The following is a 17,321-nucleotide window of genomic DNA, read 5'->3' on the forward strand; positions in this document are numbered from 1 at the left end:
AGGCGCGGTTTGCCGCCAGCGGTGCCGCGACAGGCTCCACATCCGAAGAGCCAACGGCGATGGTTCCGCTCATGCTTCGACCCTCTCGCGTTCGGCATCCACGTTGGTCATGACGGTGTAGAAGACCCAGCAGATGGCGAGGATGATCAGGTTGTAGACCAGCGACATCGCGGCCGCCTTGCCGAGATCGAACTGGCCGAGCGCCAGCTTCACCAGATCGATGGACAGGAAGGTGGTGGCGTTGCCCGGTCCGCCACCGGTGAGCACGAAGGGCTCGGTATAGATCATGAAGGAATCCATGAAGCGCAGCAGCACGGCGATCAGCAGCACGCGCCGCATCTTCGGCAGCTGGATCGTGCGGAACACCGCCCAGCGCGAGGCGCCATCGATGCGGGCGGCCTGATAATACGCATCCGGGATGGACTTCAGCCCGGCATAGCAGAGGAGCGCCACGAGGCTCGTCCAATGCCACACATCCATGACGATGATCGTCACCCAGGCGTCGATGGGGTCGCCCGTATAGTTGTAGTCGATGCCGAGACTGTTGACTGTCCAGCCGAGAAGGCCGATGTCGCCGCGGGCGAACACCTGCCAGATGGTGCCGACCACGTTCCACGGAATGAGCAGCGGCAGCGCCATGAGCACGAGGCAGAGCGCCACCGGCCAGCCTTCGCGCGGCATCGACAGCGCCACCGCGATGCCGAGCGGCACCTGGATCAGCAGGATGATGGCGGAGAACAGCAGCGTGCGCATGAGCGAGGACAGGAACTGCTCGCCGAGCTGGCTCGACGGATCGAGCAGTTCCTGGAACCAGCCGATGCCGTTCCAGAAGAACTGATTGTTGCCGAAGGTGTCCTGAACCGAATAGTTCACCACAGTCATCAGCGGCAGGATGGCCGAGAACGCCACGATCGCGAAGACGGGCAGGACGAAGAACCAGGCCCTGTTGTTGAGGGTCTTCGTCATGCTGCATGACCTCCCGTGGCTTCGCCTGCGACCAGGTGACCGTTGGCGTAGATGTGCACATGATTCGGATCGAGCACGAGCGAAGCCTCACTCCCTTCGATAGAGATGTCGTCCGGTATGCTTGCGGCAAGAGGGCGGCCGTTCATCTCCACGCGGGCGATGCGGGTGCGCCCGATATCGTCGATGCGCCGTACCTGAACGGGGAGGCCCGCTCCCTTCGGCTGCAGCCGCACGAATTCAGGCCGGATGCCGAGCTCGATGTGCTCGCCGTCGGAGAGGGTACGATAGGCACGCTTAAGGGAGATCATGGTGCTGCCGATGAAGGCGGTGGTGCCCTCGACCCGGCAGGGCAGAATGTTCATGCCGGGAGAACCGATGAAGTGGCCCACGAAAGTGTGGGTCGGGCGCTCGAACAGTTCTTCGGGAATGCCGGTCTGCACTACGGCCCCGTCATGCATGACCACGACCTTGTCGGCGAAGGTGAGCGCCTCGGTCTGGTCGTGCGTCACGTAGATCATGGTGATGTCCAGCGCCCGGTGGATCTCCTTCAGGGTGGAGCGCAACTGCCATTTCAGATGCGGGTCGATCACCGTCAAAGGCTCATCGAACAGGATCGCCGCTACGTCCGGGCGCACGAGGCCGCGGCCAAGCGAAATTTTCTGCTTCATATCGGCCGTGAGATTGCTCGCCTTGCGGTCGAGCACGCGGGTGAGGTCGAGGAGGCCTGCGATCTCCTCGACCCGCCGGGCGGTCCTGTCGCGGGGCACGTTCCTGTTCTTGAGCGGGAAGGCGAGGTTCTCGCGCACGGTCATGGTGTCGTAGACCACTGGAAACTGGAATACCTGCGCAATGTTGCGGGCTTCCGTCGACAGGTCAGTCACGTCGAGATCGTCGAAGAGCACACGCCCGCGCGTCGGGCGCACGAGGCCGGAGATGATATTGAGCAGGGTTGTCTTGCCACAACCCGAGGGCCCCAGAAGAGCATAGGCACCGCCCTGGCTCCAGACGTGGTTGATTTCCTTGAGGGCGTAATCCTCGGCCGTGCGAGGATTGGCCTTGTAGGCATGGGCGAGATGATCGAGCGTGATGCGGGCCATTGGTCTGTCTCACGCGGCTTTCTGAGTCGGGTCGACTGCTGCGAGGCGGCCATCCGGATCGAAGAGGAAGAGGCGGCGGGGGTCGAGATAGGCGGTCACCGGGGATTTCGGCTCCAGGCGCCGCACGCCGGGCACCAGAGCCACGAAGCGATGGTCGCTCGCATCGAGATGCACGTAGCTCTCCGATCCTGTGATCTCGGCCACGGACACGGTCGCGGGGATCGTGATCTCATGGGTGTCCGTGGGCTCAAGATTGAGATGATGGGCTCGAAATCCAACCGTGTATTCGCCGTCTGGAACGCTGGCGAGAGGCCCGATTGCAGGAGCTTGCCCGCCGGTGCTCAAGGTGGCGATGCCATCCGCCTTGCGGGCTTTCAGAATGTTGAGCGGCGGATCAGAAAAGACCCGGGCGGTGACCAGATCATGCGGTTGTCGGTAAACCTGCGGGGTCGGCCCGAACTGCGTGACTTGGCCCTGGAACAGTGTCGCCGTGTTGCCGCCCAGCAGCAGGGCCTCCGACGGTTCGGTCGTGGCATAAACGAAGATGGCGCCCGAGGCCGCAAAGACCCGCGGCAGCTCCTCGCGCAGTTCCTCGCGCAGCTTGTAATCGAGGTTCGCCAGCGGTTCGTCGAGGAGCACGAGGTCGGCACCCTTCACCAGCGCCCGCGCGATGGCGGTCCGCTGTTGCTGCCCGCCAGAGAGATTGAGCGGCTTGCGGTCGAGATAGGGCTCAAGCTTCAGAAGCTTGGCGGCATCGCGCACCCGCGCATCCACCTCGCTTTGACTTGCGCCAGACACGCGCAAGGGAGAGGCGATGTTCTCGTAGACGGTCAGCGACGGGTAATTGATGAACTGCTGGTAGACCATCGCGACGCTGCGGCGCTGCACGGGCCATCCGGTCACATCCTGACCCTCGACCAGAACACGACCGCTCGTCGGTGCATCGAGTCCGGCCATCAGTCGCATGAGTGAGGTCTTACCGGCCAATGTTGCACCGAGCAGCACGTTGAGGGTACCACGCTCCAGGGTGAGATTGACATTCTCGATATGCGTTGAGGCTCCGACCTTCTTCGAGACGCCATCAAGAACGAGTGTCATCGGCACTTCCCTGGAAGTCGAGCAGCAAAGGAATGATCGAGAACGATGGAGATGATGCCGGCCTGATCCGGCAGGACGCTGGAGGTGTAGATATTCCACGTTCGGCAAAGTTCGTCGCAGCGACACGCTCAGCCGCGTCCAGGGCTGTGCCGTGCCCGTATGCGCCATCCCTCACCGCGACGCATAACGTCGCCGTTTCTTGCGGAACCAAGAGCGCCTCTCCCGACTGCCGACCCTCCGGGTCTGATCTGTCGTTATTGTTGATGGTGAAGGTATCTTGCCCTCCAGGCGAAAGCAACCGGGTGTATTCGGTTCGAAACTGGTCTTTGACTGGACTGAGGTTGCTGTGCAGGTACATGTTCGCGGCGGAGAGCGGGATGTCATTGAACTCTCGCGCTCTTCAGGAGTTCAAGCCCATGTGCCGGGCTCACTCATCTCCAGTAGTGGCCTGTTGAAGACCTCACACCTGCAGAGAGAGTGCTATGCCGGATACCAGACCACTCGCCGTCGTCACCGGAGCCTCAACGGGCATCGGCTATGAGCTTGCCAAGCTCTGCGCCCAGAACGGATACGATCTGCTGATCGCGGCCGATCAGGCCGCCATTCATGAGGCCGCAAAGGAGTTCCAGGCTCTCGGCGCTGCCGTCGATGCGATTGAGGTCGATCTTGCCACCATTGAGGGTGTCGACAAGCTCTATGGGGAGATAAAGGGGCGCCCCGTCGGAGCGCTGCTCGCCAATGCGGGGCATGGCCTCGGGCATGCGTTCCTGGATCAGGACTTTGCCCAGGTGCGCCATGTGATCGACACCAACATCACTGGCACGATCTATCTCATCCAGAAGGTCGGGCGTGACATGCGGGCGCGTGGCGAGGGGCGCATCCTGATCACCGGGTCCATTGCCGGCTTCATGCCCGGCTCGTTCCAGGCAGTCTACAACGGCACCAAGGCCTTCATCGACTCCTTCTCGTTCGCGCTCCGCAACGAACTGAAGGATACGGACGTGACGGTGACCTGCCTGATGCCCGGCGCCACCGATACCGAGTTCTTCGAGCGCGCCGACATGGAAGACACCAAGGTCGGGCAGGACAAGAAGGATGATCCGGCGGATGTGGCCAAGGTTGGCTTCGATGCCATGATGCGCGGCGATGGCGACGTGGTGAGCGGATGGAAGAACAAGTTCACCACAGTTCTGGCCTCCGTCACCCCGGCCGGCATGCTGGCCGAGCAGCACCGCAAGATGGCCGAGCCCGGATCCGGGAAGAAGTGAGCGCAACCCTGCTGCGTTCGCCTTGCTTCTCGTGGTTGTCGCGTTGACGTTCCCGCCGTGATCCGTCAGGAGCGGTGTCGAGCGCCGTGATCGGAGACGGCCACGAGAGGTTTTGCAATGACGACGGATCTGCTGCAGCGCCTGACGAGCCTTGTCGGACCGGCAGGCGTCATCACGGGGGGCTCCGATCTTGAGCCCTATGCTGTTGACTGGCGCAAGCTCTTCCCGGGCAAGCCTGCCTGCGTCGTGCGTCCGACCTCGACCGCACAGATCGCCGGGATCGTGCAGATCTGCCGCGAGGCCGGGGCGGCCATCGTGCCCCAGGGCGGCAATACGGGCTTGGCCGGCGGCGCGGTTCCGGATTCGTCGGGCACACAGGTGGTTCTCTCCCTCAACCGCATGGCGGCCATCCGCCATGTCGATCCTGTCGGCTTGACCATCGGGGCTGAGGCCGGGTGCATTCTTAAAGTCGCGCAGGATGCCGCTGCATCCGCCGGCCGGCTCCTGCCGATCAGCCTGGCGGCGGAAGGCTCGGCCACCATCGGTGGAGTCGTGGCGGCCAATGCGGGCGGCGTGAACGTGCTGCGCTACGGCATGACCCGCAGCCTCGTGCTCGGCCTTGAGGTGGTGCTGCCGGACGGCACCGTAGCCAACGGCCTGCGTCGCCTGCGCAAGGACAATGCAGGCTACGACTGGAAGCAGCTTTTCATCGGCAGCGAAGGCACGCTCGGGATCGTCACGGCGGCGGTCTTGAGGCTCCTGCCGCGGCCGAAGCATACCGTGACGGCGCTGCTGTCAGTGGCCGATCCCGCAGCCGCCCTGCGGCTCCTGGCGCTGACTCAGGACGAACTGGGTGACCAGATCTCCGCCTTCGAGCTGATCTCCGCCATCTCCATGCAGCTTGTCGCCAAGCATGCCGGCCTGAAGGCACCTATCGCCGAGGGCGAATGGTTCGTGCTGATCGAGGCGGCTTCCAGCCTCGCAGGCCTGCGCGAAGCCGCCGAGGCCATGCTGGGCTCAGCCTTCGAGCAGGAGATTGCGCTGGATGGGGTGATCGCCGAGTCCGGCGCACAGGCGGCCCAGCTCTGGGCCCTGCGCGAGCATGTGACGGAATCGGAGGCGCGTGAGGGCAAGAGCGTGAAGCACGACGTCTCGGTGCCGCTCACAGAGGTGCCTCGCTTCCTGTCCGAGGCTGGCGAGGCGCTGGTGGCCGGGGCTCCTGGAACGCGGGTGAATGCCTTCGGGCACCTGGGCGACGGCAATATCCACTACAACGTGCTCGTTGGAGCGGATCACGATGCAGGAACAGTGAACCGCATCGTGCATGACGTGGTGGCGGCCTTCGGCGGCAGCATTTCGGCTGAGCACGGCATCGGGCAGTATCGCGTCGGCGAACTCGCCCGCTACCGCGCCACCACCGAGATGGATCTTGCCCGCACCATCAAGCGAGCGCTCGATCCCGACAACCGACTCAATCCGGGCAAGGTGCTTCTGCCTTAAGCCTGTTTCTCGACACGGCCGAGCATGTAGAACTCATCGTTCGGCCGCATGTTGCTGACATTGGCAAGGCGGTTGGACATGGCGAAGAAGGCTGCAATCGCCGCGATGTCCCAGACGTCTTCCTCACTGAAGCCGTGGGTGCTCAGGGCCGCAATGTCCGCGTCGCCGACCGTGTGAGCCTCAAGCGCCACCTTCATGGCGAAATCCAGCATCGCCCTCTGCCGGGGCGTGATGTCGGCCTTGCGGTAGTTGACCGCGACCTGATCGGCGATCTGCGGGTTCTTGGCCCGGATGCGCAGGATCGCCCCATGGGCGACGACGCAATACTGGCACTGGTTGGCGTTGCTGGTGGCCACCACGATCATCTCGCGCTCGGCCTTGGTGAGATTGCCGGGCTTGTCCATGAGCGCATCGTGATAGGCGAAGAAGGCGCGGAACTCGTCGGGGCGGCGGGTGAGCACCAGAAAGACATTCGGCACGAAGCCGGACTTCTCCTGAACGGCCAGGATGCGCGAGCGGATGTCCTCCGGCAGATCGGCAATCTCTGGAACGGGAAAACGACTGATCGGCGGCTGGCTCACGGGACACCTCTTCTCGATGGGCTTCTCTGGAAAGCGCTTTCCAGAGGCTGCTTGCCAGATCGAGCTTATTCGGGTTGGATTCGGTAAACAACGTGTCCTGACTTTCAAGGAGAGCATCATGAGCGCCCAGCAGGCCTTGTCCGGTGAGAGCATCCTGTTGCGCGAGGAGCAGGCAGGGGTGGTCACGCTCACCCTCAATCGCCCGGCCCAGTTCAATGCCCTGTCGGAGGAGATGCTGTCGGCGCTGCAAGAGGCGCTCGACGATCTGAAGCAGGACGAGGCGGTTCGTTGCGTGGTCATCGCAGCAATGGGCAAGGCCTTCTGCGCCGGCCATGACCTCAAGCAGATGCGCGCCAACCCGCGCCAGGACTACTACGATGCCCTGTTCGCCCAATGCAGCCGGGTCATGCAGGCCATCGTGAACCTGCCTGTCCCGGTGATCGCACGCGTGCATGGCATGGCCACCGCCGCAGGGTGCCAGCTGGTGGCCTCTTGCGACCTGGCCGTTACCGCCGAGAGCGCCACCTTTGCGGTCTCAGGCATCAATGTAGGCTTGTTCTGTTCCACGCCGGCCGTGGCTCTCTCGCGCAACGTCTCGCCGAAGCACGCCTTCGACATGCTGGTGACAGGCCGCTTCATCTCATCTGCCGAGGCCCTGTCCTTCGGGCTTGTCAGCCGCGTCGCGCCGGATGCGGAACTGGACGAAGCCGTAGATGCCCTGACGGCGAGCATCTGCGCCAAGAGCCCGGTTGCCATTCGCACCGGCAAGGCCATGTTCGGCCGCCAGCGCTCCATGAGCCTGGAGGAGGCTTATTCGTTCGCAGGCAATGTGATGGCCTGCAACATGATGGCCGAGGATGCCGCCGAGGGCATCGATGCCTTTATCGAAAAGCGCAAGCCCATGTGGAAGGGGCGCTGACACGCCCCTCGGCTAACTCGCGGCCTTGTAGGCCCGCGCCATCTCGCGCAGCTGGAACTTCTGGATCTTGCCCGTAGAGGTCTTGGGCAGCTCCGTGAAGATCACCGTGCGTGGGCACTTGTAGGACGCGAGGTTCTGGCGGCACCAAGCGATGATGTCCTCTGCCGGAACCGATTGATCGGGCTTCAGCTCCACGAAGGCGCAGGGAGTCTCGCCCCATTTCTCGTCCGGCATCGCCACGACGGCGGCCGCTTGAATGGCCGGGTGCTTGTAGAGCGCATCCTCCACCTCGATGGACGAGATGTTCTCGCCGCCTGAGATGATGATGTCCTTCGAGCGATCCTTCAGCTGCACATAACCGTCCGGGTACTTCACGCCGAGATCGCCGGAATGGAACCATCCGCCCTCGAATGCCTTGGCGGTGCCGGCCGGGTTCTTGAGATAGCCCTTCATCACCACGTTGCCGCGAAACATCACCTCGCCAAGGGTCTGGCCATCGGCCGGCACGGGGTGCAGGGTCTCGGGATCGAGCACGTCGAGGGATTCGAGCACCGGATAGCGCACGCCTTGGCGCGCCTTCTTCGCCGCGTATTCGCCCGAGTCGAGCTCATCCCATTCCTGGTGCCACTCGTTGACGACGGCAGGGCCATAGACTTCCGTCAGGCCGTAGACATGGGTGACGTCGAAGCCTGAACTCTTCATGGCGGCGAGCACCGCTTCCGGCGGTGGAGCGGCCGCCGTCATGAACTTCACCGTATGCGGCACCGGCCGCTTCTCGGCCTCGGGCGCATTGAGCAGGGTCGACATGACGATGGGTGCACCGCACAGATGCGTGACCTTGTGGTCTGCGAGCGCATCGTACACGGGCTTTGCCCGCACGGCACGCAGGCACACATGGGTGCCCGCCACGATGGAGAGCGACCATGGGAAGCACCAGCCGTTGCAGTGGAACATGGGCAGGGTCCAGAGATAGACCGGATGCTGGCCCATGCCGCCCGTTATGATGTTGCCCATGGCGAGCAGATAGGCGCCGCGATGGTGATAGACGACGCCTTTCGGATCGCCGGTGGTGCCTGAAGTATAATTCAGAGTGATCGCGTCCCACTCGTCCTGCGGTGGGATCCAGGCGAAATCCGGATCGCCCTGGCTCAGGAGTTCTTCATAGTCCATGCCGCCGAGGCGCTCGCCCGGTCCGGTGAACTCCGGATCGTCATAGTCGATCACCAGAGGCTTGTTCGTGCTCAGCTCAAGGGCTGCCTTGATGGTGGCGGAGAATTCCCGATCCGTGATCAGAACCTTGGCTTCGCTATGCTCAAGGCAGAAAGCGATAATTTTCGCGTCGAGACGGGTATTGAGAGTGTTGAGCACCGCGCCGGCCATCGGCACGCCGTAGTGGCATTCGACCATAGCGGGCGTGTTCGGCAGCATCACCGACACCGTGTCGCCCCGCCCGATGCCGCGCTGGGCCAAGGCCGAGGCCAAGCGCCGTGAGCGCGCATAGAGATCACGGTAGTTGCGCTTCAACGGGCCATGGATGACGGCGATCCTGTCCGGATGCACGCCCGCCGCCCGCTCCAGGAAGCTGAGGGGTGTCAGCGGCTGGTAGTTTGCCGGGTTCTTGTCGAGATCGGTGTCGTAGATGCTCGGAGCCATGTCTGGTCCTCCCCTTGAGGGCAAGTATCGCCATGGGGGAGGGGCCTGACAATCCTACCAAATGTCAGGGAAGGGGCTCACGCTCGTGCTGAGGCAACAGCCTTCTCGGCCTTCGCTGTAATCTCATCCCAGGCCTGGGCGCGAATGTCGGCAGATGAGCAGATCCATGAGCCGCCGACCGCCACCACATTCGGCAGGGCAAGCCAGTCCTTGGCGTTCTTCTCGTCGATGCCGCCCGTGGGGCAGAAGCGCGCCTGCGGAAACGGGCCTGCGAGAGCCTTCAGGGCGGGAATGCCACCTGCTGCAACGGCGGGGAAGAACTTGACGGTCTGGAAGCCATGGGCCAGCGCTGCCATGAGTTCGGATGCGGTGGCAATGCCGGGGATGAACGGCATTTCGCTCCGGGATGCTGCGTCGAGCAGTTCCGGCGTGGCGCCGGGGCTCAGGGCATAGCGGGCACCGAGCGCTTGGGCGCGTTCCAAGTCCTTCGGCGTCAGAACGGTTCCGATGCCGACGATGGCGTCCGGCACATCCCGGATAATCGCCGCTGCCGCATCGGCCGCCGCCGGCGTGCGCAGGGTGATCTCGAGAAGGCGCAGCCCACCGGCCACGAGGGCGCGAGCGAGAGGAACCGCATCCTCCACACGCTCCAGGGTGATGACCGGAACGACCGGGCCGGAGCGGAGCAGATCGGCAAGCTGCCGGTCGCGGGATTCAGCGAGAGCTGACAGATCTTGTGTCATCCGAGGATCTCCTTGAGCGGTGTGTTATAGCCGGGGCATGGCCTCGCGGGGAATGATCGCGCCGCGATAGCGAACCACCTGTCCGGCAAGGCGGTGGCCTGCCTGGGCTGCTGCCTCAGGATCCTTGCCCAGAAGGCGCATATGCAGATAGGCAGCCGCGAAGCTGTCGCCCGCAGCGGTCGTGTCGACAACATCGTCCGCAGGTGTGCCTGGAACGACAATCTCCTTGCCTTGCAACATGACCCGGCACGTCAGATCCGGGTATTTGAGGACAATCTCCGCCCGATCCGCGAACGCCAGCACTTCATCCGTTCCAGCATTTTCAAACAACAGCTCGAGGTCTTCCGTCGAGGCAAGAATGATATCGGCGCATGCGAAGGCTAGTCGGAAGGCTTCTCGGGCAATCTCCCGATCCGGCCAGCCCCGCGGGCGGAAATTGGTATCGAACGCCACACGCTTTCCGGCCAAGCGCACCTCGCGAAGGGCTTCAAACAGGCGCTCGCGTCCCTCGTCACCGTAGAGGGACAATGAGATTCCTGAGAAATAAACGAGGTCGTCGTTGGCGAGAGAGGCAATGATCGTACGGGCTTCAGGGGCTTGGAAGAGCAGGCGGGCAGCCGCGGTCTCGCGCCAGTAGGAGAACCGGCGTTCGCCTTTGGCATCGGTCTGAATGATGTAGAGGCCGGGCAGGCGGCCCGCCAGGCGCAGCACACGGCTTGTGCCGACGCCCTCCGCTTTCCACGCGGCCACCAGCTCGTCGCTCCAGCTGTCGTCTCCGAGGGCCGTGACGTAATCCGCCTGTGAGCCGAGGCGGGCGAGATAGACGGCCGTGTTGAGGGTGTCCCCGCCGAAGCTTCGGGACAGCCTGCCGTCGGCCTCCTCGCGAAGCTCGATCATGCATTCCCCAATGCAGGCGACCCGTGTCATGCTTTCACCGTGGCGTTGTTCTGTCCCGCTAGGGAATATGATGGGGCAAGGGTCTTTGTCGATCCGAATATTGCAGTCATTCGCTTGACCGGCCAACAATGAAGATCAAGCCGCTCATCGTTGCCCGATGCTCCAAGCAGATTGAGACTGATTCTCCCATCGGGTTTGATCTCTGTCGCATTCGTCCGAAGTCGAGCGCGACTGGCCGCGAAACCACGCGGGACCTTTGAATGCAGGGCAGCAATCCGGCAGGTCTTGACGAGTTATGGGCAAGTATCCCTCCACTATTGTGCGTAAAACCAACTTTGCCACTTTAATTCCTGGCTGAACGCGCTAATGAGGAATTGCTGTCTTATGCATTCACCGTCGAAAACAAGGAGTTCCTGATGGCCAAGACTGCAACCAAGGTTTCCAAGAAGGCCCCGGCCAAGAAGGCTGCGGCGCCGAAGGCTGCAGCAAAGGCAACGTCGAAGACCGCAAAGGCGCCCGCCAAGGCTGCCGGCAAAGCGGCTGCGACGAAGGCTGCAAGCAAGACTTCGAAGAAGGTGGCGGTGAAGAAGACCGCGAAGGCTTCGGCCTCGTCTGCTTCGCCGATCCTGACGCTGCGCAACATCGCCGACCGTCTCTCCGAGATGCACGAAGTTCCCAAGCGCCAGGCCAACGAGATGTTGAACCAGGTGGTCGAGATGATCGCCAAGAGCCTGAAGAAGGGCGACAAGATCCGCCTGTCCGGCCTCGGCATCCTGCAGGTACGCAAGCGCGCCGCCCGCATGGGCCGCAACCCGCAGACCGGCGAGCCCGTGAAGATCAAGGCTTCGAAGAAGATCGCCTTCCGCGCGGCCAAGGATCTCAAGGACTCCATCTGAGCGAAATCTGCTGCGTCAAAGGGGAAGCTCTTCGACCGCAGCAGACGCCAGGTCTCTCCATAAGCAAGGCAGGAAACTGCCTTGCTTTTTTGTTGCCCCATGCCTGCGCGCATGAATCTGGCCATCTTGATACTTCGCTGACGCACGCTTCACAGGCAGCGTTCAGGTGGATCCTGAATGAAACGGCCCTAGAACAGGAGGGTGCATGACGATCGTCCTCAACAGCAGCGCCGCTCCACCATCGTGCGGGTCATCCTTGTTCGGCTGGCCCTTACCCTCGTGCTCGGGCTCGCTGTTGTGTCGGGGTTGATCCGGGGCGGTGTTCTTGAGGTTCCGAACAGGCTCAATCCGTTCGCGCCGTTGAGAATTGCGGACAATGTCGATTGGCTGACCCGCTGGAAGCTCTCCCGCCTTGAGCGCGATGGAGAGCAATGTCTCGCTGTCCTGGACGGATCACCGGTTTCGCATAAACCCGTGCCGGATCGTGCCTCGCAGGACGGCTGCGGACTATCGAACGCCGTCGAGGTGTCGCGGTCTTCCATCGGGTTGAGCGCGAGTTTCACGGCCACCTGTCCGCTGACGGTGGCCTGGGCTCTGTTCGAGCAGCATGTGCTGCTCCCGGCCGCGCGGGAGCATTTCGGGCAGGAAGTCGTGAGGGTCACGCATTTCGGCACTTATGCCTGCCGCAACATCAATCACCGGGTCGACGGGCGGCGCAGCCAGCATGCCACCGCTAATGCCATCGACCTTGCAGGCTTCGTTCTTGCCAGCGGGCAGCAGATTACGGTGAAGAGTGACTGGGCGGGCGGCGACGAGCGTCAGAAGGCTTTCCTGCGGGCCTTGAGAGATGGAGCATGCCGCTTTTTCGATGTGGTGCTCAGCCCCGACTACAACGAGGCTCACCACGATCATTTCCACTTCGACATGGGGTCTTACCGAACGTGCCGGTAAAACCCACCTTTGCCAAACAGTAGCTGGATCAGTTCATCGCGTAGCTGGGAGCCTCACCCATCTGAGCCGCCTTGGCCGCCAGAAGGAGGGCTTCGCCGAGTTCGCGGGCATGCTCCGGGGTCATGGCCACCGGCATCTGACGCCGGATGCCCTGCTCGTATTCTTCAGGTGTTGTTGCAAGCTCGATCACCATCATCGCGTCCCGACCGTCGAGCGTGCCGACGGAGAAGCTGGTGAGAGCGCCGATCAGGTCCATATCCGGTTTCATTGTTTGCCCCCTTGCGTAGCGTAACTGAACCTTAGTGAGCTCCCCGAGCCCTGTCTGCTCTGCGTATAGAGAGTGGATTTTGTTACGTTAAGAAAATTCAAGCTATCCTATTGATAGGATTGGTTTTTATATTTCGATTGGCCGCAAAAAGATCAAAATTCTCTGTCTGGCCTGATCAATCGGTCACAGGATTTATGATTGTTTCCGCGCATCAAACACCCGATTGGCGCGTTGACCAAGCGCAGCCTTGGCATCGGTCCATGGACCACGCGCCGGCAGCGGAGGTGGTCATGGCGAACAGGCTCCTGAGTACTCTCGCGTTCTTTCTTCTGGTCGGTGAAGTTCTTGCCGCCGGCCCCATTGCTCCCGAAGCAGAACTCGATATTGCGCTCGTTATCGCCGTTGATGTCTCCTCGTCCATGGAAGGTGATGAGCAGGGCCTGCAGCGCGAAGGCTTCGTCGAGGCCTTCCGGTCGTCCCTGGTGTATGAGGCTATCGCAAACGGCCTGCATGGCCGCATCGCGGTCACTTATGTGGAATGGTCGGGCATGAAGGACCAGCGCGTTCTCGTGCCGTGGACCATCATCGACAGTCCTGAGAGGGCGATTTCATTTTCCAATCATCTCTCCTTCCAACCCATTCGCCAGGCTGGAATGACATCGATTTCCGGTATCATCGATCATAGCCGCAAGCTGTTCGAGCAACTGGGCGGGGCTCCCATCCGCCGTGTTGTCGATATATCCGGGGACGGTCCCAACAACGATGGCCGTCACGTCACCTATGCGCGCGATGAGGCTGTTGCGAACGGCATCGTCATCAACGGACTGCCGATCATGTTCAGGCGGGCTTCCGGCAGCAATGAACTGCAGGATCTGGATCTCTACTTCAAGGAATGCGTGATCGGCGGCACCGGTTCATTCGTTCTGCCCCTGCACGATCCCGAGCAGTTCGCCATGGTCATCCGCACGAAGATCATGCGGGAGATCGCCGGGATCGATGATGCCCCTCGCATGATTCCGGCGCAGGGTACAATGCCGAGTATGAACTGCGTGACGGGCGAGAAGCGCAAGCAGGAAGACCTGCTGAGCCAGGAAAGAAAGCCGTAACGCATAAAAAAAGCCGGGCACCCGCAGATGCCCGGCTCTCGCTCATAGCTTTTGCAAGCAGGCTTACTTCATCAGGCCCGCCGCTCTAAGAGCCTTTGTGATCACAGAGCCCACATCCATGTGCAGCGCGCCCGGATTCGGTGCATCCTGTTGTGGCTTGCGCGTGGCGCCTCGTGCTGCCCACTCATCTGCTGCAGGCCGGTTGCCAGTGAACAAGGTTGGCGGGTCGTGCCGAACAGGTTCAGGTGTGGTGCGGATCCGCGAGACATCATCCGCCTGCTCCGTCAGTCCCCAGAACTCAGCGATCCGGTAGCTCGATGAAATACCCACGTCGAGAAGGAAGGGGCCGGCCGCACCATAGCTGTTCTCATCGTCGCCAACGGCCAGCGGCGTGCCGTGCGCCATGCCGGTGATGACATATTCCTCGATCACGTCGTCGCCGGACGCGTTGGTCCAGACACGGCGCGGGTAGCCGTCGACGGTTTCGCTGAAGCTGGGACTTGGCTTGAGACCATGGACATCCGTCCATTGCTTGATGATCTCGCCGGCGTTCATTGGCTTCACCGTAGTGTCGGCGCTGCCGTGCCAGACGGAGACCTTGGGCCATGGTCCCCGATGGGATGAGGCGTTGCGGACGAGGCCGCCCCATTCCTGCGCCGAACGGGTCTGGCCCTGGAACATGCATTCAAAGGCCTCGGGGACGCTGGTGGCGCAGCGATACGGAAGGCCGGCAATGACGGCGCCGGCCGCGAACACATCCGGGTAAGTGGCAAGCATGGTGGTCGTCATCGCTCCGCCGGCCGAAAGCCCGGTGACGAAGACGCGGCTGCGATCCACGTTGTGCTGGTTGATCGTGTGTTCCACCATCTGCCGGATCGAGTGGGCTTCGCCCTTGCCGCGCTCGGTATCGCCAGCCTGGAACCAGTTGAAGCAGCGCTTCGGGTTGTTCGCCTCCTGCTGCTCTGCATAAAGAACGATGAAGCCGTAGCGGTCTGCCAGGGCGGACCATCCGGAGCCATGATCATAGCCCGCTGCCGTTTGCGTGCAGCCATGCAGAACGACCACGAGGGCCGGGGAGGAAGAGACGGATTCCGGCACATGAGTCAGCATGCGCAGATTGCCCGGATTGGACCCGAAGCCGACAATCTCTGTCAGACGACTCGGCGTGGTCGAGTTTTCGAAGAAAGCCTCGGCTGCAGCGGAGGCTTTCATATTGGTTTCCCACTGACGCCGATGGCGCGCGAGCTGCTGAAGCATTTGACCTAAGCGTTGCATTATCGTTTGGCCCTTCCGGGTAAGATAAGATCTGAAGCTAACGCTGATATGGTGCGTATGTTGCAATGCACAATAGATATGGTGCGATGCGAAAAACCAATTGGGTCAGGCGTTCGTGGAACTCTCTGAGGTATGAAACAATTCAGGCCGGGACATCCTCATGTCCCGGCCTATTGCTTTAATCAGGGGCGCTTGTCGGATGGGCGCTTCTTGTCCTTCGATTTCTTGAAATCCTTTGGACCCTTGAACTCTTTCGGACCCTTGCCGTCTGGTGGTCCCTTGCGTGCAGGGTGATCGCCCCGCTCCTTGGAGCCATAGCTCTTAGGCCCGTGGCTCTTGGGCCCGTTGCCCTTCGGGCCGCTCCAGGGCTTCGCGTCGCGCGGTTTGCCAGGCCCTGCCTTGCCGAAGGCTGGCTTGCCGGGCCCTGCGTCGGCAAGCTCAATCTGAATGTCCTCGTCATTGGTCTTGCGCACGGCAGAGGCGAATTTCGAGGCCTGCGACTTCACGATCTCGAACTTCGTCTCCCGGTCGAAGATCTTGATCGAGCCGATCTCCTTCTTGGTCACATGGCCGAGGCGGCAGATGATCGGCAGCAGCCAGCGGGGGTCCGCGTTGTTGCGGCGGCCGACGCTCATGCGGAACCACACCATGTCCTCGGATGAGCGCTCAAAGCCGCCCTCAGATGAGCCACGGTCCCGGTCATTGAAGCCGCGGCTGCGCTCCTCGCTCCGCTCGCGCTTGTCCTTGCGCTGGCGCGGCTCCCGATCGGAGCCTGCATCGACGATCTCTTCGGGAGCAGGCAACCGCGAGCGGTTGAACCGCACCAGGGCATTGGCGATTTCCTCGGCCGAGCGCTCGGCGAGCAGCGCCCGTGCCATGGCCAGATCCTCTTCCGTCGCCTCTTCGGCGAAGATCGGATCCTGCATCAGCCGTTCCCGGTCGCGCACGCGGATTTCGTCCGCCGAGGGCGGGCCGGCCCAGGACACGTCGATCCCGGCCATGTCGATTAGGCGTTCGGCCTTGCGACGGCGGGTATAGGGAACGAGGAGGACGCAGGTGCCCTTGCGGCCGGCACGGCCCGTGCGGCCGCTGCGGTGCAGGAGGGTCTCGTGGTCGTTCGGCAGGTCGAAATGGATGACGAGGCCCAGATCCGGCAGGTCGATGCCGCGAGCCGCCACGTCGGTGGCCACGCAGACTCGGGCGCGCCCGTCGCGCAGCGACTGAAGGGCATTGCTGCGCTCGCTCTGGGTCAGCTCGCCCGAGATTGCGACGGCTGAGAAGCCGCGCTCGATCAGGCTCGCATGGAGGTGCCGCACGGCCTCGCGGGTATGGCAGAACACCATGGCGCCGCGGCTCTCGTAGAAGCGCAGCACGTTGACGACCGCATGCTCGACCTCGTTCGGCGCGCATCGCAGGGCACGATAGTCGATGTCACCGTGCGGCTGGTTCTGAACCAGGGTATCGATGCGGTGGGCGTCGCGCTGGTAGCGCCGCGCCAGGGCTACGATGTTCTTCGGCAGGGTGGCTGAGAACAGGAGCGTGCGGCGCTCCTCCGGGGTGGCATCGAGGATGAATTCCAGATCCTCGCGGAAGCCGAGATCGAGCATCTCGTCGGCCTCGTCGAGCACTACGACCCTCATCTTGGAGGTATCGAGGCGGCCGCGCTCCAGGTGGTCGCGCAGGCGGCCAGGCGTCCCGACCACGATATGGCAGCCATCGGCGAGCGCCCGCGCCTCCCGACGCACATCCATGCCGCCGACGCAGGAGACGACCCGCGCACCGGCCGGGCCGTAGAGCCAGATCAGCTCCCGGTTGACTTGGAGGGCGAGCTCACGGGTGGGGGCGATGATCAGGGCCAGCGGCTCGCGGGGCACCTCGAAGCGCTCGGCGTTGCCCAGCAGGGTGGACGCCATGGCGAGCCCGTAGGCGACCGTCTTGCCGGAGCCCGTCTGGGCGGAAACGAGGAGATCCCGATCGACAGCGTCCGGCTGCAGCACGGCGGCTTGGACGGGGGTCGGGTCGTTGTAGCCTTTGTCGGCCAGGGCGCGGTCGAGGCTGGGATTGGACTTGGGAAAAGGCATGAGAATGGGCTGAACCGTTTCA

General features: G+C 62.7%; 16 protein-coding genes. 6 read left to right on the top strand and 10 right to left on the bottom strand.

The window, feature by feature from the left end:
- Nucleotides 1–69 precede the first annotated feature (69 nt).
- From JKL45_RS04085 to JKL45_RS04095, 3 genes are read right to left on the bottom strand one after another with little or no spacing between them, the layout of a single operon-like run.
- On the bottom strand, nt 70–966 hold the full coding sequence (locus JKL45_RS04085) for a carbohydrate ABC transporter permease (RefSeq protein WP_201859844.1): 897 nt from the start codon (nt 964–966) through the stop codon (nt 70–72).
- Nucleotides 963–2,063: an ABC transporter ATP-binding protein gene (locus JKL45_RS04090; protein ID WP_201859845.1), complete on the bottom strand. Its 1,101-nt coding sequence runs from the start codon at nt 2,061–2,063 to the stop codon at nt 963–965. Before JKL45_RS04090 ends, JKL45_RS04085 begins: the two co-directional genes overlap by 4 nt.
- Nucleotides 2,064–2,072: 9 nt before the next feature.
- A complete protein-coding gene (locus tag JKL45_RS04095; RefSeq protein ID WP_201859846.1) occupies nt 2,073–3,161 on the bottom strand; it encodes an ABC transporter ATP-binding protein in 1,089 nt (362 codons plus the stop codon).
- A 482-nt stretch (nt 3,162–3,643) separates the two neighbouring features.
- On the opposite strand from JKL45_RS04095, the gene JKL45_RS04100 reads away from it, so the two are divergent.
- Together JKL45_RS04100 and JKL45_RS04105 are read left to right on the top strand one after the other, a co-directional pair.
- Nucleotides 3,644–4,429, top strand: a complete 786-nt coding sequence (locus tag JKL45_RS04100) for an SDR family NAD(P)-dependent oxidoreductase (RefSeq protein ID WP_201859847.1) — start codon at nt 3,644–3,646, stop codon at nt 4,427–4,429.
- A gap of 117 nt (nt 4,430–4,546) precedes the next feature.
- A complete protein-coding gene (locus JKL45_RS04105; protein ID WP_201859848.1) occupies nt 4,547–5,929 on the top strand; it encodes an FAD-binding oxidoreductase in 1,383 nt (460 codons plus the stop codon).
- Here JKL45_RS04105 and JKL45_RS04110 read toward each other — a convergent pair.
- Nucleotides 5,926–6,510, bottom strand: coding sequence for a peroxidase-related enzyme (locus tag JKL45_RS04110; RefSeq protein ID WP_201859849.1), 585 nt, complete (start codon nt 6,508–6,510; stop codon nt 5,926–5,928). The two genes, JKL45_RS04105 and JKL45_RS04110, sit on opposite strands and share 4 nt — an antisense overlap.
- 118 nt (nt 6,511–6,628) lie before the next feature.
- Here JKL45_RS04110 and JKL45_RS04115 point away from each other — a divergent pair, with 118 nt between their 5' ends.
- On the top strand, nt 6,629–7,429 hold the full coding sequence (locus JKL45_RS04115) for an enoyl-CoA hydratase (protein ID WP_201859850.1): 801 nt from the start codon (nt 6,629–6,631) through the stop codon (nt 7,427–7,429).
- 12 nt (nt 7,430–7,441) lie between these two features.
- Here JKL45_RS04115 and JKL45_RS04120 read toward each other — a convergent pair whose 3' ends face one another.
- The 3 genes from JKL45_RS04120 to JKL45_RS04130 form a co-directional block, all read right to left on the bottom strand.
- A complete protein-coding gene (locus JKL45_RS04120; RefSeq protein ID WP_201859851.1) occupies nt 7,442–9,082 on the bottom strand; it encodes an acyl-CoA synthetase in 1,641 nt (546 codons plus the stop codon).
- A 77-nt stretch (nt 9,083–9,159) separates the two neighbouring features.
- A complete protein-coding gene (gene eda, locus JKL45_RS04125) occupies nt 9,160–9,825 on the bottom strand; it encodes a bifunctional 4-hydroxy-2-oxoglutarate aldolase/2-dehydro-3-deoxy-phosphogluconate aldolase (protein WP_201859852.1) in 666 nt (221 codons plus the stop codon).
- A gap of 24 nt (nt 9,826–9,849) precedes the next feature.
- Nucleotides 9,850–10,752: a sugar kinase gene (locus JKL45_RS04130; protein ID WP_201859853.1), complete on the bottom strand. Its 903-nt coding sequence runs from the start codon at nt 10,750–10,752 to the stop codon at nt 9,850–9,852.
- 386 nt (nt 10,753–11,138) lie between these two features.
- Here JKL45_RS04130 and JKL45_RS30620 point away from each other — a divergent pair, with 386 nt between their 5' ends.
- Together JKL45_RS30620 and JKL45_RS04140 are read left to right on the top strand one after the other, a co-directional pair.
- Nucleotides 11,139–11,618, top strand: a complete 480-nt coding sequence (locus JKL45_RS30620; RefSeq protein WP_201859854.1) for an HU family DNA-binding protein — start codon at nt 11,139–11,141, stop codon at nt 11,616–11,618.
- A 201-nt stretch (nt 11,619–11,819) separates the two neighbouring features.
- Nucleotides 11,820–12,569, top strand: coding sequence for an extensin-like domain-containing protein (locus JKL45_RS04140; RefSeq protein WP_201859855.1), 750 nt, complete (start codon nt 11,820–11,822; stop codon nt 12,567–12,569).
- A gap of 28 nt (nt 12,570–12,597) precedes the next feature.
- Here the strand turns inward: JKL45_RS04140 and JKL45_RS04145 are convergent, their stop codons facing one another.
- Complete coding sequence (locus JKL45_RS04145; RefSeq protein ID WP_183447719.1) at nt 12,598–12,837, bottom strand: hypothetical protein; 240 nt, start codon at nt 12,835–12,837, stop codon at nt 12,598–12,600.
- Between the two features lie 290 nt (nt 12,838–13,127).
- On the opposite strand from JKL45_RS04145, the gene JKL45_RS04150 reads away from it, so the two are divergent.
- Nucleotides 13,128–13,943 (top strand): DUF1194 domain-containing protein, encoded by an 816-nt coding sequence (locus JKL45_RS04150; protein ID WP_201859856.1) that lies wholly within the window; start codon nt 13,128–13,130, stop codon nt 13,941–13,943.
- Between the two features lie 63 nt (nt 13,944–14,006).
- On the opposite strand, the gene JKL45_RS04155 is transcribed toward JKL45_RS04150, so the two are convergent.
- Both JKL45_RS04155 and JKL45_RS04160 read right to left on the bottom strand, forming a co-directional pair.
- Nucleotides 14,007–15,218, bottom strand: coding sequence for an extracellular catalytic domain type 1 short-chain-length polyhydroxyalkanoate depolymerase (locus JKL45_RS04155; protein ID WP_201859857.1), 1,212 nt, complete (start codon nt 15,216–15,218; stop codon nt 14,007–14,009).
- Nucleotides 15,219–15,400: 182 nt separating this feature from the next.
- A complete protein-coding gene (locus JKL45_RS04160; protein ID WP_201859858.1) occupies nt 15,401–17,299 on the bottom strand; it encodes a DEAD/DEAH box helicase in 1,899 nt (632 codons plus the stop codon).
- Nucleotides 17,300–17,321 lie beyond the last annotated feature (22 nt).

It is taken from the genome of Microvirga soli (genome assembly GCF_016734765.1).
GTDB classification, from domain to species: Bacteria; Pseudomonadota; Alphaproteobacteria; order Rhizobiales; family Beijerinckiaceae; genus Microvirga; species Microvirga soli.